24 protein-coding genes and 2 pseudogenes are annotated in these 26035 nt (G+C 38.3%); 15 read left to right on the top strand and 11 right to left on the bottom strand.

Annotation, left to right across the window (positions count from 1 at the left end):
• The first annotated feature begins 1 nt into the window (after position 1).
• Both ACZ42C_RS14495 and ACZ42C_RS14490 read left to right on the top strand, forming a co-directional pair.
• Positions 2–1144, top strand: a complete 1143-nt coding sequence (locus tag ACZ42C_RS14495) for a M20 family metallopeptidase (RefSeq protein ID WP_461182644.1) — start codon at positions 2–4, stop codon at positions 1142–1144.
• 45 nt (positions 1145–1189) lie between these two features.
• The gene (locus tag ACZ42C_RS14490) at positions 1190–2152 is read left to right on the top strand and encodes an ATP-grasp domain-containing protein (protein ID WP_461182643.1); all 963 of its coding nucleotides are present in this window, start codon (positions 1190–1192) and stop codon (positions 2150–2152) included.
• A 272-nt stretch (positions 2153–2424) separates the two neighbouring features.
• Here ACZ42C_RS14490 and ACZ42C_RS14485 read toward each other — a convergent pair whose 3' ends face one another.
• From ACZ42C_RS14485 to ACZ42C_RS14475, 3 genes are read right to left on the bottom strand one after another with little or no spacing between them, the layout of a single operon-like run.
• Positions 2425–2910 carry a DUF4188 domain-containing protein gene (locus ACZ42C_RS14485; RefSeq protein WP_461182642.1) on the bottom strand — a complete coding sequence of 162 codons (486 nt, stop codon included), beginning with the start codon at positions 2908–2910 and terminating at the stop codon, positions 2425–2427.
• A gap of 33 nt (positions 2911–2943) precedes the next feature.
• Complete coding sequence (locus ACZ42C_RS14480) at positions 2944–3645, bottom strand: DUF2306 domain-containing protein (RefSeq protein WP_461182641.1); 702 nt, start codon at positions 3643–3645, stop codon at positions 2944–2946.
• A 24-nt stretch (positions 3646–3669) separates the two neighbouring features.
• Positions 3670–4209 carry a PadR family transcriptional regulator gene (locus ACZ42C_RS14475; protein WP_461182640.1) on the bottom strand — a complete coding sequence of 180 codons (540 nt, stop codon included), beginning with the start codon at positions 4207–4209 and terminating at the stop codon, positions 3670–3672.
• Between the two features lie 167 nt (positions 4210–4376).
• Between ACZ42C_RS14475 and ACZ42C_RS14470 the strand changes: the two genes are divergently transcribed.
• Both ACZ42C_RS14470 and ACZ42C_RS14465 read left to right on the top strand, forming a co-directional pair.
• On the top strand, positions 4377–4547 hold the full coding sequence (locus ACZ42C_RS14470; RefSeq protein WP_461182639.1) for a hypothetical protein: 171 nt from the start codon (positions 4377–4379) through the stop codon (positions 4545–4547).
• Positions 4544–4768: an alpha-hydroxy-acid oxidizing protein gene (locus ACZ42C_RS14465; protein ID WP_461182638.1), complete on the top strand. Its 225-nt coding sequence runs from the start codon at positions 4544–4546 to the stop codon at positions 4766–4768. The genes ACZ42C_RS14470 and ACZ42C_RS14465 overlap by 4 nt, the downstream gene beginning before the upstream one ends.
• Here ACZ42C_RS14465 and ACZ42C_RS14460 read toward each other — a convergent pair.
• The 5 genes from ACZ42C_RS14460 to ACZ42C_RS14440 form a co-directional block, all read right to left on the bottom strand.
• Positions 4662–5060: a VOC family protein gene (locus tag ACZ42C_RS14460; protein ID WP_461182637.1), complete on the bottom strand. Its 399-nt coding sequence runs from the start codon at positions 5058–5060 to the stop codon at positions 4662–4664. The genes ACZ42C_RS14465 and ACZ42C_RS14460 overlap by 107 nt on opposite strands.
• Before the next feature lie 41 nt (positions 5061–5101).
• Positions 5102–5368: a hypothetical protein gene (locus ACZ42C_RS14455; RefSeq protein WP_461182636.1), complete on the bottom strand. Its 267-nt coding sequence runs from the start codon at positions 5366–5368 to the stop codon at positions 5102–5104.
• A gap of 19 nt (positions 5369–5387) precedes the next feature.
• A complete protein-coding gene (locus ACZ42C_RS14450; RefSeq protein ID WP_461182635.1) occupies positions 5388–5657 on the bottom strand; it encodes a hypothetical protein in 270 nt (89 codons plus the stop codon).
• Between the two features lie 103 nt (positions 5658–5760).
• Positions 5761–6735 (bottom strand): NAD(P)H-dependent flavin oxidoreductase, encoded by a 975-nt coding sequence (locus ACZ42C_RS14445; protein ID WP_461182634.1) that lies wholly within the window; start codon positions 6733–6735, stop codon positions 5761–5763.
• Positions 6736–7143: 408 nt separating this feature from the next.
• Positions 7144–7587 carry a hypothetical protein gene (locus tag ACZ42C_RS14440; RefSeq protein ID WP_461182633.1) on the bottom strand — a complete coding sequence of 148 codons (444 nt, stop codon included), beginning with the start codon at positions 7585–7587 and terminating at the stop codon, positions 7144–7146.
• Between the two features lie 300 nt (positions 7588–7887).
• On the opposite strand from ACZ42C_RS14440, the gene rlmH reads away from it, so the two are divergent.
• Positions 7888–8367 (top strand): 23S rRNA (pseudouridine(1915)-N(3))-methyltransferase RlmH, encoded by a 480-nt coding sequence (rlmH, locus tag ACZ42C_RS14435; RefSeq protein WP_461182632.1) that lies wholly within the window; start codon positions 7888–7890, stop codon positions 8365–8367.
• A 642-nt stretch (positions 8368–9009) separates the two neighbouring features.
• Here the strand turns inward: rlmH and ACZ42C_RS14430 are convergent.
• Positions 9010–10011: pseudogene (locus ACZ42C_RS14430) on the bottom strand (recombinase family protein); the annotation flags it as partial.
• A 212-nt stretch (positions 10012–10223) separates the two neighbouring features.
• Between ACZ42C_RS14430 and ACZ42C_RS14425 the strand changes: the two are divergent.
• The 3 genes from ACZ42C_RS14425 (at position 10224) to ACZ42C_RS14415 (ending at position 13429) form a co-directional block, all read left to right on the top strand.
• Positions 10224–10592 (top strand): ArsR/SmtB family transcription factor, encoded by a 369-nt coding sequence (locus ACZ42C_RS14425; protein WP_040047916.1) that lies wholly within the window; start codon positions 10224–10226, stop codon positions 10590–10592.
• Positions 10585–12741, top strand: coding sequence for a heavy metal translocating P-type ATPase (locus ACZ42C_RS14420; RefSeq protein ID WP_461182631.1), 2157 nt, complete (start codon positions 10585–10587; stop codon positions 12739–12741). The genes ACZ42C_RS14425 and ACZ42C_RS14420 overlap by 8 nt, the downstream gene beginning before the upstream one ends.
• A 70-nt stretch (positions 12742–12811) precedes the next feature.
• Positions 12812–13429, top strand: a complete 618-nt coding sequence (locus ACZ42C_RS14415) for a CadD family cadmium resistance transporter (protein WP_461182630.1) — start codon at positions 12812–12814, stop codon at positions 13427–13429.
• 389 nt (positions 13430–13818) lie between these two features.
• On the opposite strand, the gene ACZ42C_RS14410 is transcribed toward ACZ42C_RS14415, so the two are convergent.
• On the bottom strand, positions 13819–15483 hold the full coding sequence (locus tag ACZ42C_RS14410) for an IS1634 family transposase (RefSeq protein ID WP_464891279.1): 1665 nt from the start codon (positions 15481–15483) through the stop codon (positions 13819–13821).
• A gap of 274 nt (positions 15484–15757) precedes the next feature.
• Here ACZ42C_RS14410 and ACZ42C_RS14405 point away from each other — a divergent pair, with 274 nt between their 5' ends.
• From ACZ42C_RS14405 to rhuM (ACZ42C_RS14390), 4 genes and pseudogenes are all read left to right on the top strand, one after another.
• Positions 15758–16987 (top strand): IS4 family transposase, encoded by a 1230-nt coding sequence (locus ACZ42C_RS14405; RefSeq protein WP_461183821.1) that lies wholly within the window; start codon positions 15758–15760, stop codon positions 16985–16987.
• Positions 16988–17422: 435 nt separating this feature from the next.
• Entirely contained in the window at positions 17423–18091 is a 669-nt protein-coding gene (locus ACZ42C_RS14400; protein ID WP_461183644.1) for a DUF559 domain-containing protein, read from the top strand.
• A gap of 26 nt (positions 18092–18117) precedes the next feature.
• A pseudogene (rhuM, locus tag ACZ42C_RS14395) lies at positions 18118–18813 on the top strand (RhuM family protein); the annotation flags it as partial.
• 306 nt (positions 18814–19119) lie between these two features.
• Positions 19120–19419 carry a RhuM family protein gene (gene rhuM / locus ACZ42C_RS14390; protein ID WP_461183645.1) on the top strand — a complete coding sequence of 100 codons (300 nt, stop codon included), beginning with the start codon at positions 19120–19122 and terminating at the stop codon, positions 19417–19419.
• Positions 19420–19715: 296 nt separating this feature from the next.
• Here rhuM (ACZ42C_RS14390) and ACZ42C_RS14385 read toward each other — a convergent pair whose 3' ends face one another.
• Positions 19716–21056: an aldehyde dehydrogenase family protein gene (locus ACZ42C_RS14385; protein ID WP_461183643.1), complete on the bottom strand. Its 1341-nt coding sequence runs from the start codon at positions 21054–21056 to the stop codon at positions 19716–19718.
• 210 nt (positions 21057–21266) lie between these two features.
• Here ACZ42C_RS14385 and ACZ42C_RS14380 point away from each other — a divergent pair, with 210 nt between their 5' ends.
• From ACZ42C_RS14380 to ACZ42C_RS14370, 3 genes are all read left to right on the top strand, one after another.
• On the top strand, positions 21267–22070 hold the full coding sequence (locus ACZ42C_RS14380; protein WP_461183642.1) for a helix-turn-helix domain-containing protein: 804 nt from the start codon (positions 21267–21269) through the stop codon (positions 22068–22070).
• Between the two features lie 334 nt (positions 22071–22404).
• Positions 22405–24969, top strand: coding sequence for an AAA family ATPase (locus ACZ42C_RS14375; RefSeq protein ID WP_464891280.1), 2565 nt, complete (start codon positions 22405–22407; stop codon positions 24967–24969).
• Positions 24970–24974: 5 nt separating this feature from the next.
• Positions 24975–26000 (top strand): McrC family protein, encoded by a 1026-nt coding sequence (locus ACZ42C_RS14370; RefSeq protein ID WP_461183640.1) that lies wholly within the window; start codon positions 24975–24977, stop codon positions 25998–26000.
• Positions 26001–26035: the final 35 nt, after the last annotated feature.

The raw sequence follows: 26035 nt of genomic DNA, 5'->3' as shown, positions 1-26035 counted from the left end.
CATGAAAGCTTTTATAGAACAAAATGAACAGAATATGCTTAAGCTGTTAGAGCAGCTAGTGAATATCGATAGTGGAACATATGTGAAACATGGCGTGGATCAAGTAGGAAAGGTGCTGCGCGAGATTTATGAAGGGATTGGTTTTGAAGCTGTCACGCACGAACAGGAAGCCCTTGGCAATAACATCGTAATTAAGCATCCAGAAGCAAAGACACCGCATATTGTAATGATTGCACATATGGATACGGTTTTCCCTGAAGGTACGGTGAGCAAACGGCCTTTTAAAATAGATGGGGATTATGCATATGGTCCAGGCGTTATTGATATGAAAGGAAGTCATGTGACGACCTTTTATGCGCTAAAAGCACTCATGGAAAGTGGAGACGACGCGTATAAAGATATTGTATTAATCTTAAATAGTGATGAGGAAATTGGCTCTGTCGGCTCTCGGCCATTAATTGAAGATGTTGCAAAAGACAAGACATATTCCTTGATTCTAGAGCCGTCGCAAAATGGGAATCTCGTCAGCAGCAGAAAAGGCGGTGGGAAATATTTCTTAAAAGTGAGCGGTAAAGCTGCGCACGCGGGTATGTATCCGGAAAGCGGAGTCAGTGCCATTGAAGAACTCGCGGGAAAAATTCTCAAGCTTCACAAGCTGGCAAGACCGGAAGAAGGTTTATATGTGAATGTAGGGGTCATTAAAGGCGGGACTTCCATAAACACCATAGCCCCTTCTGCAGAAGCAGCCATTGATGTTAGGATTGATACGGAAAAACAGGGTATCGAAATCGATCAAGCGATTAAAAATGTAACCAGTACCTCTGATGTAGCCGGAACGCAACTAGAATTAACAGGTAAAATTACGAGACCTGCCTGGGAATTAACAGAAGAATCGGAGGCACTTATTCAGAAGATAACAGAAGAAGGAGAAAAACTGGGACTTTCTTTTAAACATGAAAAAAGTGGTGGCGGCTCAGACGGAAACCTGACTGGATTTGTTGGTATACCAACTGTCGATGGTTTGGGGCCAATGGGAGGAGACGCCCATTCCGAATCTGAATTTCTTTATATACCTTCCTTAACGGAGCGAACGCACTTATTAGCAAATGTAATAAAAAAATTAGCGGAAGAACAGGCTGAATAAGTGCTGTTTCTAATAGTCTATTAAATAAATAAAGGAGCGATAACGATGTCGAAAATTTATATATTACATGAGAATGATGAATGGACAGTTCATTTAACGAAACGTTTGGATGAATTGGAATTACCATATGAGGCCTGGCATCTGGATCAAGGCATTGTAGATTTAACAACGGAACCGCCGGAGGGGATATTTTATAATCGCATGAGTGCTTCCTCGCATACAAGAAACCATCGTTTTGCGCCGGAATTAGCCGGCGGTGTTTTATCCTGGCTGGAACTCCACGGTCGGAAGGTGTTTAATGGCTCAAGTGCATTAAGTCTGGAAATCAGTAAAATAAACCAATATACTGCTTTAGAAAAAAATGGGATTAAAACACCAAAGACAATTGGAGCGATTGGACAGGAAAACATCGTAGAAGCTGCAAAAAAATTAGGTAAAACACCATTTATTACAAAACATAATCGAGCTGGAAAAGGCTTAGGCGTTTATTTATTTCATTCGATTGAAAGTCTTGAAGAATATGTAAACGGACCGGATTTTGAAGAACCGGTCGATGGTATTACGCTTATTCAGCAGTATATCCAGGCTCCCGAACCCTTCATTACAAGAGCGGAATTCGTTGGCGGAAAGTTTGTCTATGCGGTGAAAGTAGATACCTCAGAAGGATTTGAATTATGCCCTGCAGATGCATGCCGTATAGATGATCAATTTTGCCCGGCCGGTGAAGAAGCTGAAGAAAAGCCAATGTTTGAGATTTTAAAAGACAGTGAAGTAAACCAGGAACAAATGAACCGCTATGAAGCATTTCTGAAAGACAGTGGCATCGATGTTGCCGGGATTGAGTTTATTCGTGATTTAAATGGCACAGTATACACTTATGATGTAAATACAAATACGAATTATAATTCAGATGCGGAAGCGAAAGCTAATAAATATGGAATGCTGGAGCTTGCGAAGTTTCTTGGAAGCGAATTGGAAAAGGGAAGAGAGAAGAAAATATTGACGTAAAAAGCAATACGGCATGAAGTCAGTGTCACCAACACTACTGGAGGCCACTTCTACCACTTATATAATGAGGTAAAATAAAAATACTGAGTAATAAAGCCTGATTTCTTTTCTATTTAGCTGGGAATCAGGCTTTTATAATTTTCAACAATGGTACCGTTAACGTAAACCCTGGTAAATTAATGTTGGATTACGATAAAAGCAGTTTTTGGTCTTCATGCTCAGGGAGCTCTAAAAGGTTCTTACTTCTCCCTCCCTTTTCCACTTACTTTAACTTAATTTATTTTCACATCTTGCAGCCGATCCCGGGCAGAATGGTGCTGTGGTCCTGCAGGTATATGTTTTATAGCATTTGCCAACCCGAACTGTGGCATATTTCTATAAATGGATTCATAGCTCCCTTTCCTTACTTCATAGGTTTCATGATAGAAACCGACTGCATCGTTGTCTGTTAATCTTTGATTAAAGTTTTTCCATGCGGCCAGATGCTTCTCTCCTTTTGCATATGCGAGCAGTTCATCCGTGGAGCGCCAGTATTGAACCATAAAAGTGGTGCGCAGACCAAAATAGCTTTCTGCCGAATAAAATCCCAACTCCTCCTGATTTTCATAAAGTTCTCTAATCATACCGGGCATTGCAGAAAAAACCGGTCCCCACTTTCGGATGGCCCACCGTTTATTTATGCGCATGCCAATGAGAAAAACAACGATGTCCTGATCATTTTCTACCGTGTACCTGCCGGTGTAAATTTTTTTACCCATGGATGGTTCCTCCTAATTTAGTATACCTTGGAACTATTTTACAGCCTGCTTCACTAAATTCTTTCTCTCATATCTTTTTCTCTCTTTTAACGAAAAATAGATGATCAGCGGAACAAGGACAATGGTCGGTGCGAACCATAACCACACAGAAGTTTGGTTTAAAGCAAATATGCGGGGGGCTCCGAAAACAACGAAGGCTGTCACCGTGGAAATACCACAGCTGAGCATGCCTGTAAGATGCTCTACTGCCCACTGTCTTTTAAAAACAGGCTTGCGCAACCAATAAACCATGTGGGATATAGACAGAAATACACCTAACATAGGGAACCAGGCAAGCAGTGGATCTCCATGCATAAATCCGTATGTACTCATGAAGATGGCACTTGCCAAAAGCATACCGGGAATAAGCCAGTCGATCCATTGACGATGTCTTCCTGCGTGTTTTTTAAATCTCAATACCCGTAATCCGTACATTGCTGTGGCAAAACTTAAAACCGCAATGAACATCAGAAAAAGATAAAAGGAAAATTCCGAGGCGGTCAGATTTCCTTCAAACCAGATTCTGTACAGAGCCATGTGTATGGATGTACCACTAATAGTAAACATACTGTAAGTGAATACCCAGCCCGTCAAACGATGAAAGCGGCTGCCTTTTTTAAACATGAGTGGCAGCCATAAAAAGATCAAAGCAACAAACCCCGCGACCACATGAATAAAAACAGATAAAGTAAACATTGAACCTCCGCCTTCTTCCTATACTTAAATTTTCGCAATCGTTTCCTCGCACCATTCCATGGCAGCATTCGTCACACGTTTTCCGTAATCCAGTGTAAACAGCCAATACGGTGCATCCCCTGCTTCACAGCCATGGTGAGCGATCATCTCTTCAATCTGTTCATACGTTTCATATTGCGCCTCCAGCTTTTGCTTATAATCCTTCAATAAGGCAATAGATTGCTCTTTTGTTTGATATCTGCCAAAAAATATTTTCAGCAGCACTTCATTTCGCTCTGACGGCACCTGCTTCAGCGGTTCTTCCAGCCATTCCTTTAAAGCCCCCTCCCCTTTTGACGTAAGAAAATATTCTTTCCGGCCGGGTTTTCCTTCCTGGAATGCTGTTTCCACTGTGATCAACCCTTCCTGTTCCAATCGCTTTAATGTAGGATAAATTTGCCCATAGCTGATTTTCCAGAAATGGTTGAGACTTTGATCCATAAACTGCTTAACGTCATAGCCTGATCGGTTTCCAGTCGTTAACATGCCAAGTATCGCGTAGGTGGTATCGTTATATTTTTTCACATGACATACTCCTATCTTAATGATATGTATCTTTTAGATATATAATACATTAAAGTATCCAAAACGTATAGGTGAATTTACAAAATTGATGTTATTGAGTGAAAATTTATAAAAGTGTGTGACACTCTTTAAATAGAGAGAAATTTTTTGTAAAGGGGAATTATGTAATGGATAATATCGGAAATCTTATTCAGTATCAGATTTATGTCACGATGCAGGACCCGGACCCAAACAGACTGTCGGTAATCAAGGATGAAGGGAACAGCTGGCACGCGAGAAACTGTAGGACAGACCTTATTATTATATTGCAGGGGATGCAGGTGCAGGAAAAACAATGAAGGCAAATTTAAAAGCGTTTATGGATTGGCAAATCATTCCGCGAATGCTGCGCAATGTAGACAAACGTGATCTGTCGGTGAACTTATTCGGACAAACCGGAACTGCTTATATATCTACTCAGGGGCAACGAGTTCTACCTTTATTCTGTCCGGATCTTCAAAATACACGGCATAATGATCCTCTCCGCCGGCAAAAGGATGGTCTTTCGGATAAAGAATAGGCATTCCTTTTTCTATTAATTTGTCCTTCATCTCATCTACGTGTTGCCGTGAGCTTGCATGAAACGCCAAATGATTAAGACCTGTCCGACATCTATGGTATGGAATATCCAAAAATCTGTCCTCCGTTTGCACAAAAACAATATATGTATCTTCTATTTTCCAGCTTCGGCCACGGTCCCAATCCTGAAAAAGTGTATATCCCAATTCTTCCAGAAACCAGCCCCAGAATTCTGTTGTTCGATTTATATCGGATGCATATATTTCAATATGATGAACCATACCCTTTGTCAATGAACATCCCCCCTTGTATACAAGCGACTATCCTGTTCCCTTTAAACATGCAGTCCAGCCAGCGCACCAATGGTCGTAATAATTAATATAAAAGCCACCGTCATCCATATGGTATGCTTCTCTGTCACCTTGTTATCATGTACCTTCTTTATCAGGGAAACCAAATTCAAACAAAAAATAATGCCATAAACGGGCAATAAGTAAAAACCAATAATTGCGTATAACTGCAGAAAAATAAAATCGTCTCCTTTTACATTTTTATATCCTATCGGTTCTTTGAACATCATTTCCGTGTACGTGTCCGGCATGTTATGAGCGTATTTAAACCTACATATATATTAATGGCGGCATCCCGCCTTCACCTATAAAATAAGCAAAAATGGTAAATGCCAAAATGAGCAGTGCCACGGGGATGACCACGATGGACAGTATCGGCTGCTCTTTCATGGATTTCATGCCGAAAAATAAGCTTACGAGAGCAATGATAAGACAAAGGACCGCACCGAATATATTATTCATTTTCGGCAGGATTGCCCCGAAGAATAAAATAAAGAAAATGACTTGAAGACCAATGCCAACCCGTAAGATACTTTGCATTAAAACCCTCCCCCTTTCACCTAAATGCCACAACGATACAAAAAGGTCCTACTCCCGTATGGATGATATCCCGGGAGTAGGCATGCTTTCTTCATTCAGTATTTCAAGAAAATACGTTGCTTGCCTTTAACAAGCTGTCCCTTGCCTCCATATATTCCTGATGCAGCTTATCTACATACGCTGCCGCACTTGTCACTTCATCAACCGCACCGATTCCCTGGCCACTGCCCCATATATGTTTCCAGGCTTTGACGTCCCTGTCTGAGCCAAAGCTCATTTTGGAAGGATCACTTTCCGGGAGATCATCGGGATCGAGCCCTGCTGCCCGGATGGATGGGGCAAGATAGTTACCATGAACCCCTGTAAATAAATTGCTGTACACGATATCATCCGACGTGCCTTCCACAATCATTTTTTTGTATTCCTCTTCTGCTCTTGCTTCATGGGTGGCGATAAATGGCGAACCGATATAGGCAAAGTCCGCGCCCATAGCCTGGGCAGCCAATATGGCCTTCCCATTGGCAATGGAACCCGATAGCGTCAGTGGGCCATCAAACCATGCACGAATCTCCTGCACTAATGCAAATGGGCTCTTGCTTCCGGCATGGCCACCAGCACCCGAAGCAACGGCAATAAGGCCATCAGCACCTTTTTCAATAGCTTTATTGGCAAATCTATTATTAATAACATCATGCATCACAATGCCACCATAGCTGTGGGCAGCCTGATTTACTTCTTCCCGGGCACCGAGTGAAGTGATAATAATAGGAACCTTGTACTTTTCGCACAGCTCCATATCCTGCTCCAGCCGATCATTGGACCTATGTACGATTTGGTTAATGGCAAATGGCGCTGCCGGACGCTCCGGATTTTTCTTATTGTAATCATCCAGCGTCTCCGTGATCTCCGCCAGCCATTCATCCAGCTGGGAAGCGGGCCTGGCATTTAACGCAGGCATGGAACCGACAATTCCGGCCTTGCACTGTTCAATGACGAGCTTTGGATTGCTGATAATAAACATTGGTGATCCGATAACAGGAATCCTTAAGTTGCTAAGGATGGATGGTATGTTTGACAATTTTATTTCCCCCAATTTTAAATATATGTACTGAAATGCATCATCATTATTCGGAATAAGAAAAAGACCAAGCTCCCTTTATAGAAAAGTTGGAAATCGTTTTCAATATCCCTCTATTTAGTAATACTATATTATCAGGGTAATAGTCAAACAATTTTTAGGAATGGTAAAAATGCATAAGTAAGAAACTTGCCATGTTTATAGATTTCATAGGCATTAAGATGATGAAGGATTACTAGTCATTGTTAAGTGTTTCGTTCGGGTGCAACTTCTGCAGATTTGTCCATTATATAACGTTCACTTACACCGTTATACAAGAGTAGTGACATTGTCGGATGCTCCCCAATCTAAGATTTCATTTCACTGTGCCTATGGGGAACACCCTGCTGAAAAAACAACGGTGGCAGTTTAGCTGTTCACCGGATCTTCAGCAGTTTCCGGCACACGTTGGAATTGGATATCACAACTTCCCTTTGTATGTTTCCCGGTAACCGCAAGAATATATTTGCTTCTTTCAGGCACAAAGGAGACTTTCCCTTTTTCGCTCTGCTCAAATTCTTTATCTATAATAATTTCTTTTCCCATTTTAATGGATAATACAACGGACCCCTCTGCTACTTCCACATCATAATGAAGCTCTGTCGGCTGCCCCGGTTGTACGGTAAACAAATAATTATTGCCGCCGTTATACTTTCCATAGCTGAGACGAAGTGTTCCTTTAGTGCTGCTATGATTAAATACAAATTTATTCCTGATCACCGGAAAGCGGACGTTTCGGATATAGCCTTTTTCATATAATATGTACACTACCCCAAGCACGATGATGATCCCGATCAGATTGGTGAAATCCATTGTTCTCTCCCCCTATGTTATTTATTTATGTAGTATTTTACCATAAGCAATACAGGAAAAAAGGGTTTTATAAGATGGATATGCCGTCAATGACCGGCAGATGTCAGTGAGTCTATAAGCTGACATTTGAGTTGTTACTTCCATTCTGCATGAATAGAGTAATTAAACTTTTCAGCTGTAAGGCTGCCTGGTATTTCGTGCAGTCATTAGTAAGGTCTTTTACAGTAAGAAGGATACGACTGCAAAATAAAATGTGGTAAACTAAAAATAAATTTTACAGTGAAGGTTGGACAGGAAGTCATGAAAATCACCATCGTATCTGTCGGTAAACTAAAAGAGAAGTATTTAAAGCAGGGCATTCAGGAGTACCTGAAGCGCTTGAATAACTATGCCAAGGTAGAGATCGTTGAAGTAGCAGATGAAAAGGCACCCGAAAGCATAAGTGAAGCGGAAATGGAAGCGGTGAAACAGAAGGAAGGAACCCGTATTTTAAGTCATATAAGCCAGGATACTTATGTGATTACTCTGGAAATCAACGGCAAAATGCTGAGCTCCGAACAGTTGGCAGCGAAGATGGATGAGCTTGCGACGTATGGAAAAAGCAAAGTGGTATTTGTGATTGGCGGGTCACTGGGGATCAGCAGAGAAGTGCAGGAGCGGAGTGATTTGGCATTGTCTTTTTCCAAGATGACTTTTCCTCATCAATTGATGCGGCTGGTTTTGTTGGAGCAGGTGTATCGGGGGTTTCGGATTATTAGGGGGGAACCGTACCACAAATAGAGGCAAAAATTGTTGTAGGTAAGGTGGTAATTCTTTATCGGAAGCGGGTATTGAAAATGTGTTTTCATTATCCGTTTCACGATATAACAAATGGATAAGTATAAAGGTTTTGGATATATTCATTTCAGTAAAATCAAATTCAAGTTCTATGTTTTTAATTGTTCTGGATCTATCTTTTTGTTTGATTGTAATATTATCAATTAATAACTGTAGTAATTGCTTTTGGTTTTCTCTAGATGACTTCTTATAAACCGATAGGAACTTTTCTAGTAATTTTTCAATCAAATCTGGTTGAATTACCTTTGAATCTATAGAACTTAATTGGATTGCAATCTCATTTTTCTCTGATTCTAATTCTCTTTTTTCATTGGAAACCTTTTGTAAACTTTCTTGCAGTATATCCACAGGAAGAGTGTTTTTCTCAAAGGCTTCCATATACCTTGCCTGTAATTGTTCAATTTCCTTTAACCGCTTTTCAATCTCTACTAGTTCTTTATTAAGTTGGCTTATCGAATGAGCGGAATTAGAACTAATGTCTGTGAGAATCTTATATAACCTCTTCTTATTAGAACTAAGTTGTTCAATTTTCTTGATAACCGTTTCTTCTGCTTTATATGCCTTAATGGAATTAGCTTTACAAGCAGCAGATCCTTTGTTATGAAAATCGCTACAGACGTAATAACGATGTTTTCGTTTCGTCCCATCTTTTCGTGTATGTGTTGTAATTGACGGAACCATTCCTTGACCACAATCAGGACAGCGTAAAAGGCCACTAAGTAAAAATGGTTCGTTTGATTGACGCTGCTTAAATGATTTACTTTTTCTCCTTGCTCGTACAACGCTCCATAGTTCGTCCGAAATAATAGGTTCATGTTTTCCTTCTACAAGAATAGGATTTGGATTTTTCCCTTTTCTTCGTTTGGAATCCCAATTTTCAAATTTTAGCCAACTGATTTTACCGTTATATATTACATTGTCTAGGATTTGTGCTACTCCATTGATGGAGAAATAACGATTACGCTTGGTTTTATATCCAGCTTTATTTAAGTGGTTAGAAATCGCTCTTAGCCCTTTGCCATTTGCATACATATGATAGATTAACTGTACTACTTCAGCTTCCTTTTCATTGATAACTAGCTCCTTCTTAACAGTGTCATATCCAAATACAACCCCGCCGTTCCATCTCCCTTCCAAAGCTCTCTGTTTCATCCCAAGCTTAACGTTTTCCGCTAATGTATTTCGCTCCATTTCAGCGATTGAGGCCATAATTTGAAGTACTAAACGACCTATAGGACTACTGGTATCAAAGTTTTCTGAGTAGGATATAAATTTCACGTTGTATTTTTCAAACTTATCTAGAATCATGAGTGTTTCTAGCATATTTCTTGAAAGTCGGGAAATTTTCCAAACTATTACAGCATCAAATCTCTCATTCTCTACATCTTTAATTAGTCTTTTCATTTCAGGCCGTCCTTTTACGGATTTACCACTAATTCCTTCATCGACATATTCATCAATCACCTCCCAGTTATAAATTTGAGCATATTGCCGAAGTGTTTGAAGTTGCGCGGCTATACTAAAACCTTCTTTTGCCTGTTCTTCTGTGCTTACACGAGCATAAATTGCAACTCTTGATATATCCATATCTAATCCTCCTTCATACTGATATTACAATGAAATACTAGATAAGAGAAATGGGACCTTATGTGATTGTTTGACTTAAATGGGAAATTGAAGAAGTACTTTTTAGAATTGGAAATACCCATTTCTTTTTTATTTCATTCAAGTATATGCTTGAATGTTGCGCTGGAAAAAGTTATTATATAATCAAGCAAATACTTGAATGAGGTGATGAATTGAATAAGAAAGATACTTGTGAAATTTTTTGTTATGACGAGGAAAAGGTTAATCGAATACAGGGTGATCTACAAACAGTAGATATTTCAGGTGTTTCTCAAATGTTAAAAGCAATTGCCGACGAAAATAGAGCAAAAATCACCTATGCTTTGTGTCAGGAAGATGAACTATGTGTTTGTGATATAGCTAATATCTTAGGCGTTACAGTTGCTAATGCTTCTCATCATTTACGAACACTTTATAAGCAAAGGATTGTCAACTATAGAAAAGAAGGAAAGCTTTCCTTTTACTCATTAAACGACGAACATATCAAACAAATTATGATGATTGCATTAACACATAAGAAAGAGGTGGAGGTAAATGTTTGAACAAGCTGAACGGTCTGAAGTTGACATGACTTCCTACCGAGTACAAGGCTTTTCGTGTGCCAATTGTGCGGGTAAATTCGAAAAGAATGTAAAAAAATTATCAGGGGTTCATGATGCAAAAGTAAATTTTGGTGCATCTAAAATTGAGGTATATGGGAATACAACTATCGAGGAATTAGAAAAAGCTGGTGCTTTTGAAAACCTTAAAGTCGCTCCAGATAAACCATTAAGGGAAGAGAAACAAGAGGTTAAAGAAGGGAAAGAGCCATTTTATAAAAAACACAGCACATTACTATACGCTTCTTTATTAATCGTTTTTGGTTATATCTCTCAGTTTGTTAATGGGGAAGAAAATATTATTACCTCCCTATTGTTTGCAGCAGCCATCGTTATTGGGGGATATTCACTCTTTAAAGTCGGGTTTCAAAACTTACTACATTTTGAATTTGACATGAAAACTCTTATGACAGTGGCTATTATTGGAGCAGCTATTATTGGAGAATGGGCAGAAGGTGCAATTGTTGTTATTCTCTTTGCAATTAGTGAAGCTTTAGAACGTTTCTCTATGGACCGAGCAAGACAATCAATTCGATCTTTAATGGATATTGCTCCGAAAGAGGCGCTTGTTAGAAGAAATGGGCAAGAAATGATGATTCATGTTGATGATATTGCTGTTGGCGATATTATGATTGTGAAACCCGGTCAAAAGCTTGCTATGGATGGTGTAGTAGTAAATGGCTACTCGGCTGTTAATCAAGCAACTATTACAGGCGAGTCAGTCCCAGTTGAGAAAACAGTGGATGATGAAGTTTTTGCAGGTACATTAAACGAAGAGGGAATACTTGAGGTTAAAGTAACAAAGCTTGTTGAAGATACAACAATTTCCAAAATCATTCACCTTGTTGAAGAAGCTCAAGGGGAACGCGCGCCTTCTCAAGCGTTTGTAGATAAATTTGCAAAATATTATACGCCTATTATTATGATTATCGCAGGGCTGGTAGCTGTAGTACCACCATTATTATTTGGTGGCAGCTGGGGAACTTGGGTTTATCAAGGGCTAGCAGTATTGGTCGTTGGTTGTCCCTGTGCATTAGTTATTTCAACTCCTATTTCTATTGTTTCAGCAATTGGAAATGCAGCTAAAAAAGGTGTGCTTATCAAAGGCGGAATTTATCTAGAAGAAATGGGTGCTTTAAAAGCAATAGCTTTTGATAAAACGGGTACACTTACAAAAGGAGTTCCAGTTGTAACAGATTTTAAAATGTTGAACAATCAGGTAAATGCAGAAGATATGTTGTCTATCATTACTGCATTAGAATATCGTTCCGGGCATCCTCTAGCTTCAGCTATTATGAAAAAAGCAGATGAGGAGAACATTTCCTACACTCATGTAATCGTGGATGATTTCTCTTCTATCACAGGAAAAGGAATTAAGGGGACTATCAACGGTACGACTTACTACATTGGAAATCCAAAATTATTTGAGAATCTATCAGTTGATTTTAATAACGAACAAGATCAACTAGTTACAGCCCTTCAAAATCAAGGTAGAACTGCAATGGTGGTTGGAACTGAAAAAGAAATACTTGCTGTCATTGCAGTAGCTGATGAAGTACGTGAATCAAGTAAAGAAGTTATTCAAAAGTTACATCAACTTGGAATTAAAAAAACCATTATGCTTACGGGAGACAACAAAGGAACGGCAGATGCTATTGGAGGTCATGTTGGGGTAACGGATATTCAGGCAGAACTATTGCCACAAGACAAATTAGAATTTATCAAAAAATTGAGATCTAAATACGGAAACGTAGCAATGGTTGGAGATGGTGTCAATGATGCTCCTGCATTAGCTGCTTCTACCGTTGGAATTGCGATGGGTGGGGCTGGTACAGACACAGCACTAGAAACGGCAGACGTTGCTTTAATGGGAGACGATTTAAGAAAACTTCCATTCTCCATTAAATTAAGTCGAAAAGCTCTTACCATAATTAAGCAAAACATTACCTTTGCACTCGCTATCAAATTCATTGCTTTGTTATTGGTTATCCCCGGTTGGTTAACACTTTGGATTGCCATCCTTTCTGATATGGGAGCAACTCTTTTAGTTGCGTTAAATGGTTTACGACTTATGCGAGTAAAAGAGAAATAAATATTAACATATAATCTAAGGGCTTTTCTTCTCATTGAAAAGCCCTACCCCAAAACTTGGAGATGAAAAAATGATTACAACGGCACTTACATCAGCTGCAGTTTATGTAGCAACAGGAATTGATTATCTTATTATATTGACCCTCTTGTTTTCGCAAATAAAAAAAGGTCAAGCAAAACATATATGGATAGGACAATACATAGGTACAGCAATTATTATAGCAGCAAGTCTTTTAGTCGCTCTAGGTATTACATGGTTAATTCCTCAGCAATGGGTTTTAGGTCTTCTTGGGTTTATACCGCTTTATCTGGGGATTAAGATTTGGATTAAGGGTGAGGAGGATGAAGATGGAGGCAATATTTTAACTTTATTTTCATCTAATCGTTTTAATCAATTATATTTAACGGTTATATTTATTGTGCTGTCCTCCAGTGCAGATGACTTCTCTATTTATATACCATATTTCACAGCATTAAATGCGGTTGAAATCCTTATTGCTAGTATTGTCTTTTTCATTATGGTTGGGGTTCTATGTTATGTCAGCTATCGCTTAGCTTCTTTGGATTTTGTATCAGAAAAAATTGAGAAATATGAACGTTGGATTGTCCCTATTGTATTTATAGGGCTAGGGATTTATATCATGTTTGAGAATGGTACATTCAACGCTTTATTTTCATTCCTAATTTAACAAATGGGGCAAATTTTAATCCTAGAAATCAATCATCTTAAAAATACCGAGAATGCTGCTGGCATTTTTAGTTAGCATGATAATGTTGTTCTGAATGAATTATTTCTGGATAAACAAAAATGTATTTACTTTGCATAGCGAACCGTCACCCTTATTTTGATTTAGCAGATCAAAGGGTGGCGGCTTCTTTATTATTATCTAAATGGTCAATTAGTTGTCGTCCAACTAAGGGGACATTTACCACTTAAAAGGGATTGTAAGTTACTATTAATTTTTATGATTATTTTTCAATGCTAACCCGAGTTCTACAGCCACTAGGTAAACATAAAGCCCTCAATCCCTTGACACCCAAAGGATTGAGGGCTTAAAAAGACATACTTATTGTGTTACTAGCTCTTAGGCTGAATATCCAAGATTTCTGGTGGCAAGTTCACCCCAACTTTTTGAAACACTTCCTTTTGCTTAGCTGTAGGGGTTGTTGTGCGGTAGAGATCTCCGTCGTCTGTAGTAAAATGCCCTACCTGCATCCGTTGCATCTCTCTACGTGTAGACTCCCAGCTTGCGTTCGTTTCCATTTCAATAAGCCTTACAAGTAACAGTGCCAACCAACTAATGATTACATGTGCTCGAATCCGGTCTTCCAAGCGATGATACATGGGGCGCAATTTCAGCGTGGACTTCAGTGTGCGAAAGGCATCTTCCACTTGAAGCAGCTGCTTATACCCCAAGGCAATATCTTCAATCGACAGCGTGTCATCTGATGTTCTGATTAAATATTTGCCGTCGTATTTGCTTGCATCGCGGATTGCCTGCTTATTCAATTTCAGCGTGCCGTCTTTCAATTGACGGATATATTTGCCATACACTTTATGTGCACGGAGTGCACACGCCTGTTTACGGTGGGCTTCATTGGGCAGCTGCTTTAAATTCTCCAGCTTCCGTTCAATCGTTTGGACAATCTGGTCTCTTTGATGTCTGTCACGTTCAGCTTCTTCAGGGTTAAAGGCAATCACATAACGTTTTCTGGCTTCGCCATCTCCCACAATGGATTCCTTTACCTGAAGGTTGTCACGAATCGTATGGAAACGACCACGTTTACTGAGGGCGGCTTCCACATCCTTTTTACCTGAACGCATACGTTCCCCAATAATGTAATGACCGGCACCCCGCTGAAGGATACGCAGGTTTTCTTCGGAGGAAAAACCACGATCCATCACTTGTACAATGCGTCCCAGTCTCCAGCCCATAAGATCTTTTTTCACTTCTTCGATGACATTCATATCCATCGTATTACCGGGCCAAGTCCACACTTTAATTGGAATACCTTCCCGTGTCACGGCAAGTCCAATCACCGTTTGTACAAGGTCAGATCGTTTATCCTTCGAATAGCCCTGAAGGCGGAACCGATCATCTTCAGCTGTTTCATCCGGATTGACTTCAAAGTAGCTTGATGTGGTATCAAAGTAAAGTAGATCCACTTCCAGGTTGAACAGATTGGAAACATTATCAAACACACGATCCTCAAGCTGGCTCTGTACAGCAAGAAGCTCGTCCATAGCACGGTATAGCTGATGGCTCTGAATCCGGGAAAGGCCAGGCATATAGACATCCTCTGAAATCCATTCTTCCATTCCCAATTTACTTGTAGGAGCGAGTCCGCGGTTTGCGACCATGGCGAAAATCGCACGTTCCAGATCCATCTCATGGTTGCGGTTGCGGAAAATATCTTTCAGGATCGTATCCATGCCGAGCTTTTTCCACAATTGGTCAAACAGCCAAACACCACCCAGCCGTTTGGCGGAATGAAATAAAAACTCCGCTGCATCGCTAATTTTTTGCTTCGACTTCAGCGCTTCCTCCGGAGTAAGGAATCGGCTAATACTTTGGGCCAGTCGTTCAAGTACGGCCATATCGACTTTATCTTCACGGCCGAAAGAGTATATCACCTTCGCTTTCGCATATTTGGCCTTCGAATCCCACTCATTATGAGCCAGCTGAATGTACGAAACCTTTGATCCATCTTTATTTTTACGGGTAACTCTTCTTATGTACATGCCTATATTATAGCATATTAACATTGATATATAAAGGTAAATATTGTAAATCGTGTGCCTATGAAATTTCGAAAAATTAAGAGGCGCTAATCCACAGAAAGACTGACCTTATGGGGAATCACTAGCGTTGCAGGAAAATAATATTAAAAAATCAAGTAAAATATTTTATTTGAAAGTTGGTAATATTAGATCTTTTCACTTTAAAATCCATTAAAAAAACCTTATAATTAGGGTATGGTAGTCCTGTCCAAATCCCTAACTATAAGGAGAAACCATGGACAATAATACCATAAAAACTGTATTCAAGGAATACATTCATCCATTAGATTCAAAGGTAATACAAAAAATGATTGATCATGCCGAAGTTGACAAATACGTCAAAAAGCTTGATGTACTTACGTTTACGAATGCTTTTATCTATGCCCAGTTAAAAAACTTAGATAGTCTGAAGCGGATAAGTGATACGATTAAACGAAAGAAAACGGTGCAAAGACTTGTTGGTATAGAGAGCATTAGTAAATCACAACTCTCTCGAAAAAATGGAGATATTCCACCCGAGATTTTTCAGGCGATCCTGCATCATTTAATTCAAAAGCTGCACCAAATACTTGGCCCAACAATGACAGACAAATCACTTGGAAAGCTTCATCTGATTGATTCATCGACCATTTCCATGTGTCTCAGCCAATATGAATGGGCAGATTTTCGGGAGACAAAAGCGGGAGTGAAGATGCATACTTCCATCGTCTTTTGTGATGATATCTCTTATCCAAATGATATGATACTTACCCCTGCAAGACCTGCTGATGAAACTCAGTTGGATTCATTAATTGTGCCGGATAAAGGGGTCCTTCATGTCTTCGATCGAGGTTATTTCAACTTTGCTAAGTTTGATTATTATTGTGAAAAAGGTATCCGGTTTGCCACAAGAATTAAATCGAATACTGTTGTAAATGTCATCGAGGAATTGCCGGTAGATGAGGATTCTTCAATCTCCAGGCATGCGATCGTGAAGATTGGAAACATGAAGAATCCGCTGCAGTTAATAGAAACTGTAGACAGCGAAGGGAACCAGATCCGAATTGTGTGTAACGATGCAACCGTCGGTGCACAGGAAATCAGTGATATTTACCGGCATCGCTGGCAAATTGAATTGTTTTTCAAATGGATAAAGCAACATCTGGTTATCAAAAAACTGTATGGAAAGAGTGAAAACGCTGTATACAATCAAATACTAATAGCTATGATTACTTTCTGCCTAACCCTGTTAATGAAAAACAAGTTGGGCTATGAAGGAACTTTAGTCGAAATGTTGCGTTGGACCCGTGATTTCTGGTCACAATCCATGACATTTTTTATTTCCGAATTATTCAGGAAACCAGAACGATCATCCAATGGACGACGAAGGCTGGACCACGAAAAGGTTTTTAATGAAACCTTGGCACAATACGAATCAGAGGAGGTTTTGCACTTAGATGATCTAAGCTACGATCCAGTTAACTAATAAATATATAAAATTCTAAAAATGGATGAAGGGCTACCTTTAAAGCCTATTAACTTTTTTTCTCGAATAAAACTAGGTATTTATCAGAAAATTGAACTAAATAACTGAAGCTACCAAATTTATTGATTGACATTGTTTTTACTTTTTAATGCAACGCTAGTGATGGGGAATACTGTTTATCCACAAGTGAATTTGTGCCTATTTACTGTCGAACTCGGGGTAAAGCAGAGGGTTGAAATTGATTTTAGCAAAACCGTATTAGAACAAATTAAATAATAAATTGATAGCCCCTTAAGACTTTTTAATAAGTTTTAGGGGTTTTATCTAATATAGCAGTTAATAATGAAGGGAATAAACGTTCCCTTTTCGTTCAAGAATTCTGTGATTATATGGTATAATAGTACGTAGAAGAAAATCGAAAAGGAAGGTAGAGCAATGTTAAAAAATACTAAAACTTTGATCTATCAACCAGAGGGCAGGAATACATCAGTAGAACTTAAAATGGCAGATGAAACAGTTTGGATGACACAGAAAGCAATTGCAGTACTTTGCCAAACCACTCCTCAAAACATAACAATTCACCTAAAAAATATTAGTAGAACTTTAGATTTACTTCATAATACAAGGACCTATATAGTCCAAAATAAAGAAGGAACTAGAAAAGTAAAAAGGGAAGTTTTACATTATAGTCTAGATGTTATTTTTAATATCGCTATAAGAGGCCAGTATTTTGGGGAGTTTAATAATCTTATTAATTTTACACAATCGAATGGTCTGAAAAAAGATTTCTTAATATTTTTGCCAATTAAAGAGCGCAGATTTGGAGAAATGTTAAATAATACATTAGAAGGTATTGTTGATGTTTATTATCAATATAAAGTGGACAATTACATCGTTGATTTTTATATACCAGAATTAGAGTTAGTAATTGAATACGATGAAAAACATCACGAAAAGCAAATAAAGGACGATAAGATACGCCAAGAAAACATTGAAGAAAAGTTAGGAGTTCAATTTATTAGGGTTAATGAGGAAAAGGAATTTCAAGGACTAAATCAGGTTATTAAGTTTCTGTTGAGAAGTACATTAGAATGTCAAAGTTAATTTCAGTTACGCGGAGGTGATAAAAAGTGAATAATGAAACAGATATATTAATCTATCAAACAGAAGATGGAAACACAAAAATAGACGTTAGATTAGAAAATGAAACAGTTTGGATGACACAGAAAGCAATTGCAGAATTATATCAATCGACTAAGCAGAATATAAGCCTCCATATAAAAAATATCTTTGAAGAGAAGGAATTAGATGAGGGTTCAGTTGTCAAGTTTTACTTGACAACTGCGAGAGATGGTAAAAATTATAAGACAAAACACTACAACCTTGAAATGATTCTCGCAATCGGCTACCGTGTTCGGTCCCACCGAGGTACACAATTCCGCCAATGGGCAACAGAACGGCTAAGTGAATACCTGGTCAAAGGTTTTACAATGGATGATGATCGTCTAAAAGAAATGCGTAATTTTGGAGAAGACTATTTCGATGAATTACTGGAACGGATCCGTGATATTCGTGCTTCAGAGAAAAGGTTCTATCAAAAGATTACAGATATTTACGCTACATCTGTAGATTATGACTCTAATGCAGAAGTAACCCAGAAATTCTTTAAAACAGTTCAAAATAAATTACATTTTGCAAACCATGGTATGACGGCCGCTGAATTAATATCAGATCGAGCAGATGCTGAGAAGGAAAACATGGGCCTTACTTCTTGGAAAGGGGATAAAATACGCAAAGGAGATGTGACGATTGCAAAGAATTACTTAAATTAGTAAATTTCATAATTGTTTATTTTTACTAAGTATCCGAACATTAAGTAATAGAAACACTTTATAATTTGTTAATACAGAACGCTAGCCTGTTGATTGGAGTGGAAGACGGCGACTCCAGCGGGAACTGCGATAGCCGAAGACCCCGCAGCGTAGCGAGGAGGCTGAGGCAGAGCCCGCGGCAAAGAAAACACGACGAAAACGAGTTTGAGTCGATGTTGCACTTGTGCCAGTGGTGAAAGCGTCCGTCTGGAGCGGAAATCAACTTTGTTCGGATTTCTATACTAACTTCTCTATTATGAAATTGATTCAAATGAAAAAGAAATAGGGGCACTTAATCGTATTGTTACAAGGTATTTAGACTATGCAGAAGATCAAGCAGAAAGAAAAAGACCGATGTATATGAAAGACTGGAAAAAAAGACTTGATGCTTTCTTGGAATTTGATGAACGCGAAATCCTCCAAGATGCTGGAAAGGTAGAAAAGGCTGTAGCGGATAAAATAGCTATTGAAGAGTATGAGAAATTTAACCAACGCCGCATTGTTCAAAATGCTTCTGATGATTTTGATACATTTCTTGAGATTAATAATCTGAAGAAATAGATTTGTGGTTAAAGAAAGTTATATATTCAACGCTCACGCTGAAGATTCTACGGGAGTGATGATTATTAAGTGGTGGCAATATTTATCTTACCACTAAAATAGTGAACCGTATCACAAGTAAATGCGGCAGGTAAAAAGACATTTAAAATTCTTCCCTTATTTGTTTTTTTCACAAAAAACCCCCTACTATTTAAAAGTAAGGGGAAGTGATTAATTAACGATTTTATTCTAAAGTAGAGGCAAGCAACCGCTGATGTAACTCGCAACTTGATATGGTTCCTCTATGGTGATGATTTTTAGCGCTCATAGTGTGTTGCTACACGACGGATATTGAGCAAATGTTCAACAGTAATATTATCTGTTGTACTACCACCGCCAGCTGTTCCGCAACCTAGTGTCATTGAAGGATCAAGTTGAGTAGTCATTCCAATCCCACCCAATGTTCCACCGGAATTAACAATAATTCGTGATGCATTAACCGCTATACCGAATTCCTCAATTTTTTCTTGATCTGTTGAATGCACGATAGCAGTATGACCAATTCCTGTAATATCTAGAAGTTGGCTAGCTTTTTCAACTCCTTCTGTCCAATCATTTACCGTATATAAAGTGAGTAAAGACGTTAACTTTTCACTTGCAAATGGATTTTCCTTAGAAATGTTCGTTTGTTCTGCAATAAGCAACTTTGCATCTTCAGGAACATCAATTTCCGCTAATTTTGCAAGAACGGATACAGGCTTTCCTACCACCTGAGGATTCAATATGCCTTTTTCATTTAAAAGCACTTGACTTAATTTGTCCTGTTCCGCTTCATCTATGAAATATGCTCCTTTTTCCTTCAGTTTTTGGACAAGCTCTTCTTTTACAGAAGCTTCAACGAGAATTGCTTCCTCCGATGAACAAATCATTCCATAGTCAAATGTCTTACTATCAATTATTCGCTCAACTGCTTGTCCGATGTCTGCTGTTTTTTCAATGAGCACTGGCGCATTCCCTGCACCAACACCAATGGCTGGGTTACCTGAGGAATAGGCAGCTTTAACCATTCCGCCCCCGCCAGTTGCTAAAATTAATGCTGTATCTTCATGTTGCATCATTCCCTGAGTTTCTTCCAATGTTGGTTCTTCTATTACTTGAATTAAACCTTGTGGTGCTCCTGCTTCGATTGCAGCTTTTTCTACAAGACGAACTGTTTCAATAATACTCTTTACTGCACCAGGGTGAGGGGAAAAGACAATCCCATTTCTTGATTTAAGTGCTAGTAATGCTTTGAAAATAACAGTAGAAGTCGGGTTTGTTGTTGGAATTAAAGCTGCGATGACGCCCATTGGGTCTCCTATTTCAATAATACCTTTTTCTTCATCACGGTTAATGATACCGACTGTAGGCTTATCTTTTATGGAATCATACACGATTTCACTGGAGAATAGGTTTTTCGTCTTTTTGTCTTCCGCGTTACCTAACCCAGTTTCTTCGTGGGCCATTTGAGCCAATGTTTCTGCTGCGTTTGTCAATTCCTTTGCAACTCGATCAACGACTTTGTCAACTTGTTCCTGATTATATGTTTGATACATAGCTTGAGCGGCTTTCGCTTCTTGTATTAATATTTCAACTGTTTTGCTTTTTACTTGTACCATGTTTATTCCTCCTATTTTTAATCTACTGCTAGTATAATGCGCTTTCATTTGCGGGTGTTAGGCTTTATTTGACTTAAATTGTACTTTTTTTGTAGCGCGTAGCTAGTAAGGTGACAAATTGTCATTTTCTCTATATTTCTGGTAAAATTAAAGGTAGCTAATGAACTTCGAGACAACTCGAGGGTTCTTATTAAGAAATGAGGGAACAACATGTGTAATATTCTATTAGCTACACCAGAGGCAGAAGACAGAGAGTTTTTGAAGGATATTTTCACGACTTATTTTTTTAATGTTACCTTTTTACCTGATGTTATATATAGTGATGAAGCTTATCGAATAGCAAAACAAGAAAAGATTGATATCTTAATCTTGGATTTAAGTCAATCACCAGAGTTAGCCTTTAAATATAAAACTAAAATAGTAAAAGAACAGCCGAATGTGAAAGTCATTTTGCTGGATGACGAGCAGAATACCGATCATTTACAAGTAGCGTTACGGTGTGGGGCGATTGATTATTTAGTAAAGCCTTTAATATTGGAAGAGTGTCAAACTGCTATTCATCGTGCTATCACTTCTCTTAACGAAGTCTCCTTATTTCATGCTGATCAATCTTCAACAGAAACAAAACAGGATGAAAATATTCATAACATGATTCAATATATTCACGAACATTACAATGAAGAGTTAACTTTAGAACGGTTAGCAAATCTTATGCATCTCGATCAAAGTTATGTCAGTCGTTCTTTTAAGGAAGTAGTTGGAATGACTTTTATAGAATACTTGCAATACTACCGAATTGAGCAAGCTAAAAAGAAGTTACAATCCACTTCTTTATCTATTACTGAAATTGCAGAAAATGTAGGTTATTCCAATCTTACTTATTTCAGTCGAGTATTTAAAAAAACGACAGGCTATATACCGAGTCAATATAAAAAAACCTTCAAAGGAAAGCATATCCTGCCGGACTATTACTATGTGCATCAATATTTAGAGGAGAAATTGACCGGGGTTTAGGATTTGTGCTTCACGCGTTCTTCCGTGAGAGGCAAAGAGAAGGTAAAAAAAGAACCAGCATCCATAACCTAATACGCCAGAAGCAATAACCCAACAATAAAAGAAAAAAATCTTATATAAATGGTTCCAAGCAAACTTTAGAGCTTGGAGCCATTTTTTCTGGTTATATCCCAGCCTCCGGTAATTAATTACATTTGGTTCTAAAGCAGGGGTAACCTCTGAATAATCTCACTTCCCAAGATTGAAAATTCCTCTTCAGTGGCATGTAATTGTATAACCAGGCTGTTATAATAACAGTAACTACGATCTAATAATATTGAAAGGAGTTCCCCGGATGCATCCAGATTCGATTAAAAAGCAAATATTAAAAGATCGCTACATTGATTTTGCATACGAACGTTACCAAGCATTTAAGGATTCACCAGCATATGATGAACAATATAAAATGGATATTTTAGAAGAGTTGAATACGTATTTTCGTAATCATCGAATAACTGAAGATACTGTGGTAGATTTTGCTAAGAAAATTCAAAGCAGTAATCCGAATACTGGTAGTTTTGTACATTGGAATAACACCGATACACTTGTTAAATTTGCTGCCGGCCTTCCAAAAGAAGCCGCTGCTTTGTGGAACAACCTATATGATGAAGAAATCCCTATTAAAGAGAGGATTAAGCTTTTTAGGGAGAAGGTAAAGGGCTTTGATAAAAATATGGCTCTTGGTGCCCCGTTATTTGGATATCTTCTTGCGGCTTATGATTATACAGCTTACCCACTCTATAAAGGAGATGTTTATCGAGAAGTTAATGCCACTTATGAATTAAAGCAAAAAATGGGATCGGTTGAAAATAACTATGATGTCTACTTTACCATCTGTCAGGTTATGTTGGATTATTTAAAGCAGGAAAACGCGGACTTGTCGATGTTGGACATTCAAGATTTCCTTTATTGCAGTACACGTTATGATAAAGTAAAAGTTGAAATTGCTGCTGATTATCTTTATGACTTAGCAGTGATGCTATACCGGTATAAAGCGGAGCCTTCTTTGATGCTAGATGGAATTATGTCTTTAGATGAAGAACTTCTAAAGGAGTTGCATGACATTTATCGTGATGGTGAAAAAGTAAGAAGAATTCGCTTTCTTGTCATCGATAAAATTATCCAAGAGGGTTCCATCAGTATCTCAGATCTTGACGTGATGAAAGATGAAGTCAGTAAAGCATACGATACAAATATTTTACATTCTTGGGATAATTTTAAGATTTTATTTCATCTATTATATCATGACAAGAAAGATAAAGTACGGCATGAACAAGCTAAAATCCATTATGCGATTCGTCAGTTTGATACGCTTAAAGATTTTGATTTGGTAGAGGGGAAAATACTTAATGGATTTAATTGGAACCAGCGTTTTGGGGATTCAAGGTGTTGGTTGGCTGTTTATGAAAACAAGTATCCGAACCATCGTTCTGCTCCGCAGTTTTTCTTTGCTGTCGATGAAACCGGACTCCAGTTTGGTCTCATGCATGGGGATAACCATCCGGATGTTGGGCTTGAAGAGATAGAGAGAGTTCAGTATGTTAGTCAATTCACTTACGAACAATTAGAAGAGAAAATGAGTGTAGTTGCTGAAGAAATGAAAAGGTTGGATTTAGATGCGGAAGAGACATTTGATTATTACACAGAAGATGTGTTTGATAAAGAAACATGGATCAATCTCTTAAGAAATCCATCTATTTTTAGAGAGAATGATCTTGTTTATGTAAAGAAAATGTATGAAATGGGTGGAGAAGCAACAGCAACTGAATTAGCTGCCAGCTTAGGGAAGCATTTCAGCTCATTTAACGCCCCTGTTGTATCTTTGGCAAAGCGTATCTATCAAGAGACAGGTATCGAACCATTGATTGGTGATGATAAAAATGTGTCTTATTGGCGTGTCTTGTTTAATGGAAAAAATACAGAGAAAAATCATTTTAAATGGTACATGAAAGAAAATCTGTATGAAGCGGTAGGTTATTATATAGAATCCGAAGAAGCGCAAGAAGAAAAAAATGAGTATACTAAAGCTAACTTTCTTCAACAAGTATTTATTGAAGAAGAAACGTTTGATACAATAGCTGACTTACTAAATTATAAGATGAATATTATTTTACAAGGTCCCCCGGGGGTCGGAAAAACTTTTGTTGCTAAAAAGCTTGCGTACGCTTTGATCGGACAAGAAGATAACGACCGAGTCGAAATGGTTCAATTTCATCAAAGTTATGCATATGAAGACTTTGTGATGGGTTATCGTCCGCTGGCAGATGGTAGGTTTGGTCTGGAGTATGGGGTATTTTATGATTTCTGTTCGAAAGCGATGGAAAACCCGGAAAGGGATTATTATTTCATTATTGACGAGATTAACCGAGGTAATCTTTCGAAAATATTTGGGGAGTTATTTATGCTTATCGAAGGTGATAAGCGTGATGAATATGTAACGATGGGATATTCAAAGGAAAAATTTACGGTTCCAAGCAACGTTTATATTATTGGGACCATGAATACAGCAGACAGGTCTCTCGCACAGTTGGAGATTGCACTGCGCAGGCGTTTTTCTTTTATGCAATTAAAGCCAAATTTCAATGAGAAATGGCGTGCATATTTATTGGAACAAAACGTTTCCGAGGCATTAATCGAACGCATCTTGTTTGTGATAGAGAGAATCAATGAAACCGTCCGCAATGATTTTCAGTTAGGGACAGGTTATGAAATTGGCCATTCCTTTTTCACAAACATTCCAAAGGGTATGGATGAAAACACGTGGTACCAACGGGTGATGAATTTCGAGATAAAACCATTGTTGGAAGAATACTATTTTGACCGTCCAGAGCTTGTCACTTCACTGTTGGAAGGATCTTAATTAATATGAAACATACTTTTAAAGTACCGATTCGCAATATTTTCTGCATGCTCAGTTATGTAAACGATTATCCGGAATTCGCCGATCAATTAAGTGAAGTGGATGAAGAGCTGATTACGTATGATTTTTTGGCTAGAAGATTTCTTTATGAGAGTAATCGTTTGGTAAGAAATCATATTGTAAAAGATTACATAACGCATAAAGAAGAAACGAGTTTTATTTCTGGAAAAATGCTTATGAGTGATTCCTTGCCGTTTATTGTCGAGCGAAGACCCGTCGTCGTTTGTGAAAAAGACGATTATTCTGCCAATATTTTATTTAATCAAATTATGCGAGCGACTTTAAAGAATTTGTATCAAAATCCTCATATTGAAGAGCGAACACGAAAAGAGTGTTTTATGCTTTGGGAGCAACTGGAGGAAGTAGATAACATTGTGTTAACGAGGGAGATGTTTATACGAATCTATTTCTCACGGCTTAACATCCATTATAAACCGATGATTCATCTCGCGAGGCTTTTACATGAGATCAGGCTGCTGTCACATAAAGAAGGAGATTGGAGCTTATTTTCTGTGGAACTATCGGAAACAGAAATGAACCAGTTGTTTGAGCGGTTTCTTTTTCACTTTTATCGAATAGAACAAAGAGAATATACGGTGCGTTCGGAGCGGATGACATGGGATCTAGAGGGGAATAAGGCGTTACTTCCAACCATGCTTACTGATTTAACGTTAACCAGCTACAGTGAAAATAAACGAATCGTAATTGATGCGAAGTTTTATAAAAATATGTTTCAGCGTTTTTATGCTAAGAACAGTTTTCACAGTGGTAATTTGTATCAAATATTTACGTATATGATGCATCAACCAAAGGAACTTGAAGTACGGGGAATATTAATTTATCCAGCAAATCAGGAAGAGGAATTACAGGAAACCTATGATTGGAATGAACGCCTGCGTTTAGAGATTCATAGTGTGAATTTGGAATTTCCATGGAAGAGAATTAGAGCGAGACTACTGGAGGTATTGTAATAATAGAAGGACAATGGAAGGTGCCTTGTCCGGTG

This window comes from Virgibacillus kimchii, assembly GCF_055379185.1.
Note: the sequence above shows the minus strand (reverse complement) of the source record. Positions and strands in the feature narration are given on the sequence as shown.

Bases quoted from the DNA above. Each gene is read 5' to 3' on its own strand.
- ACZ42C_RS14495 (WP_461182644.1), top strand. From the start codon at position 2: ATGAAAGCTTTTATAGAACAAAATGAACAGAATATGCTTAAGCTGTTA.
- ACZ42C_RS14490 (WP_461182643.1), top strand. From the start codon at position 1,190: ATGTCGAAAATTTATATATTACATGAGAATGATGAATGGACAGTTCAT.
- ACZ42C_RS14485 (WP_461182642.1), bottom strand. From the start codon at position 2,910: ATGGGTAAAAAAATTTACACCGGCAGGTACACGGTAGAAAATGATCAG.
- ACZ42C_RS14480 (WP_461182641.1), bottom strand. From the start codon at position 3,645: ATGTTTACTTTATCTGTTTTTATTCATGTGGTCGCGGGGTTTGTTGCT.
- ACZ42C_RS14470 (WP_461182639.1), top strand. From the start codon at position 4,377: ATGGATAATATCGGAAATCTTATTCAGTATCAGATTTATGTCACGATG.
- ACZ42C_RS14465 (WP_461182638.1), top strand. From the start codon at position 4,544: ATGAAGGCAAATTTAAAAGCGTTTATGGATTGGCAAATCATTCCGCGA.
- ACZ42C_RS14455 (WP_461182636.1), bottom strand. From the start codon at position 5,368: ATGCCGGACACGTACACGGAAATGATGTTCAAAGAACCGATAGGATAT.
- ACZ42C_RS14450 (WP_461182635.1), bottom strand. From the start codon at position 5,657: ATGCAAAGTATCTTACGGGTTGGCATTGGTCTTCAAGTCATTTTCTTT.
- ACZ42C_RS14440 (WP_461182633.1), bottom strand. From the start codon at position 7,587: ATGGATTTCACCAATCTGATCGGGATCATCATCGTGCTTGGGGTAGTG.
- rlmH (WP_461182632.1), top strand. From the start codon at position 7,888: ATGAAAATCACCATCGTATCTGTCGGTAAACTAAAAGAGAAGTATTTA.
- ACZ42C_RS14420 (WP_461182631.1), top strand. From the start codon at position 10,585: ATGTTTGAACAAGCTGAACGGTCTGAAGTTGACATGACTTCCTACCGA.
- ACZ42C_RS14415 (WP_461182630.1), top strand. From the start codon at position 12,812: ATGATTACAACGGCACTTACATCAGCTGCAGTTTATGTAGCAACAGGA.
- ACZ42C_RS14410 (WP_464891279.1), bottom strand. From the start codon at position 15,483: ATGTACATAAGAAGAGTTACCCGTAAAAATAAAGATGGATCAAAGGTT.
- ACZ42C_RS14405 (WP_461183821.1), top strand. From the start codon at position 15,758: ATGGACAATAATACCATAAAAACTGTATTCAAGGAATACATTCATCCA.
- ACZ42C_RS14400 (WP_461183644.1), top strand. From the start codon at position 17,423: ATGTTAAAAAATACTAAAACTTTGATCTATCAACCAGAGGGCAGGAAT.
- ACZ42C_RS14385 (WP_461183643.1), bottom strand. From the start codon at position 21,056: ATGGTACAAGTAAAAAGCAAAACAGTTGAAATATTAATACAAGAAGCG.
- ACZ42C_RS14380 (WP_461183642.1), top strand. From the start codon at position 21,267: ATGTGTAATATTCTATTAGCTACACCAGAGGCAGAAGACAGAGAGTTT.
- ACZ42C_RS14375 (WP_464891280.1), top strand. From the start codon at position 22,405: ATGCATCCAGATTCGATTAAAAAGCAAATATTAAAAGATCGCTACATT.
- ACZ42C_RS14370 (WP_461183640.1), top strand. From the start codon at position 24,975: ATGAAACATACTTTTAAAGTACCGATTCGCAATATTTTCTGCATGCTC.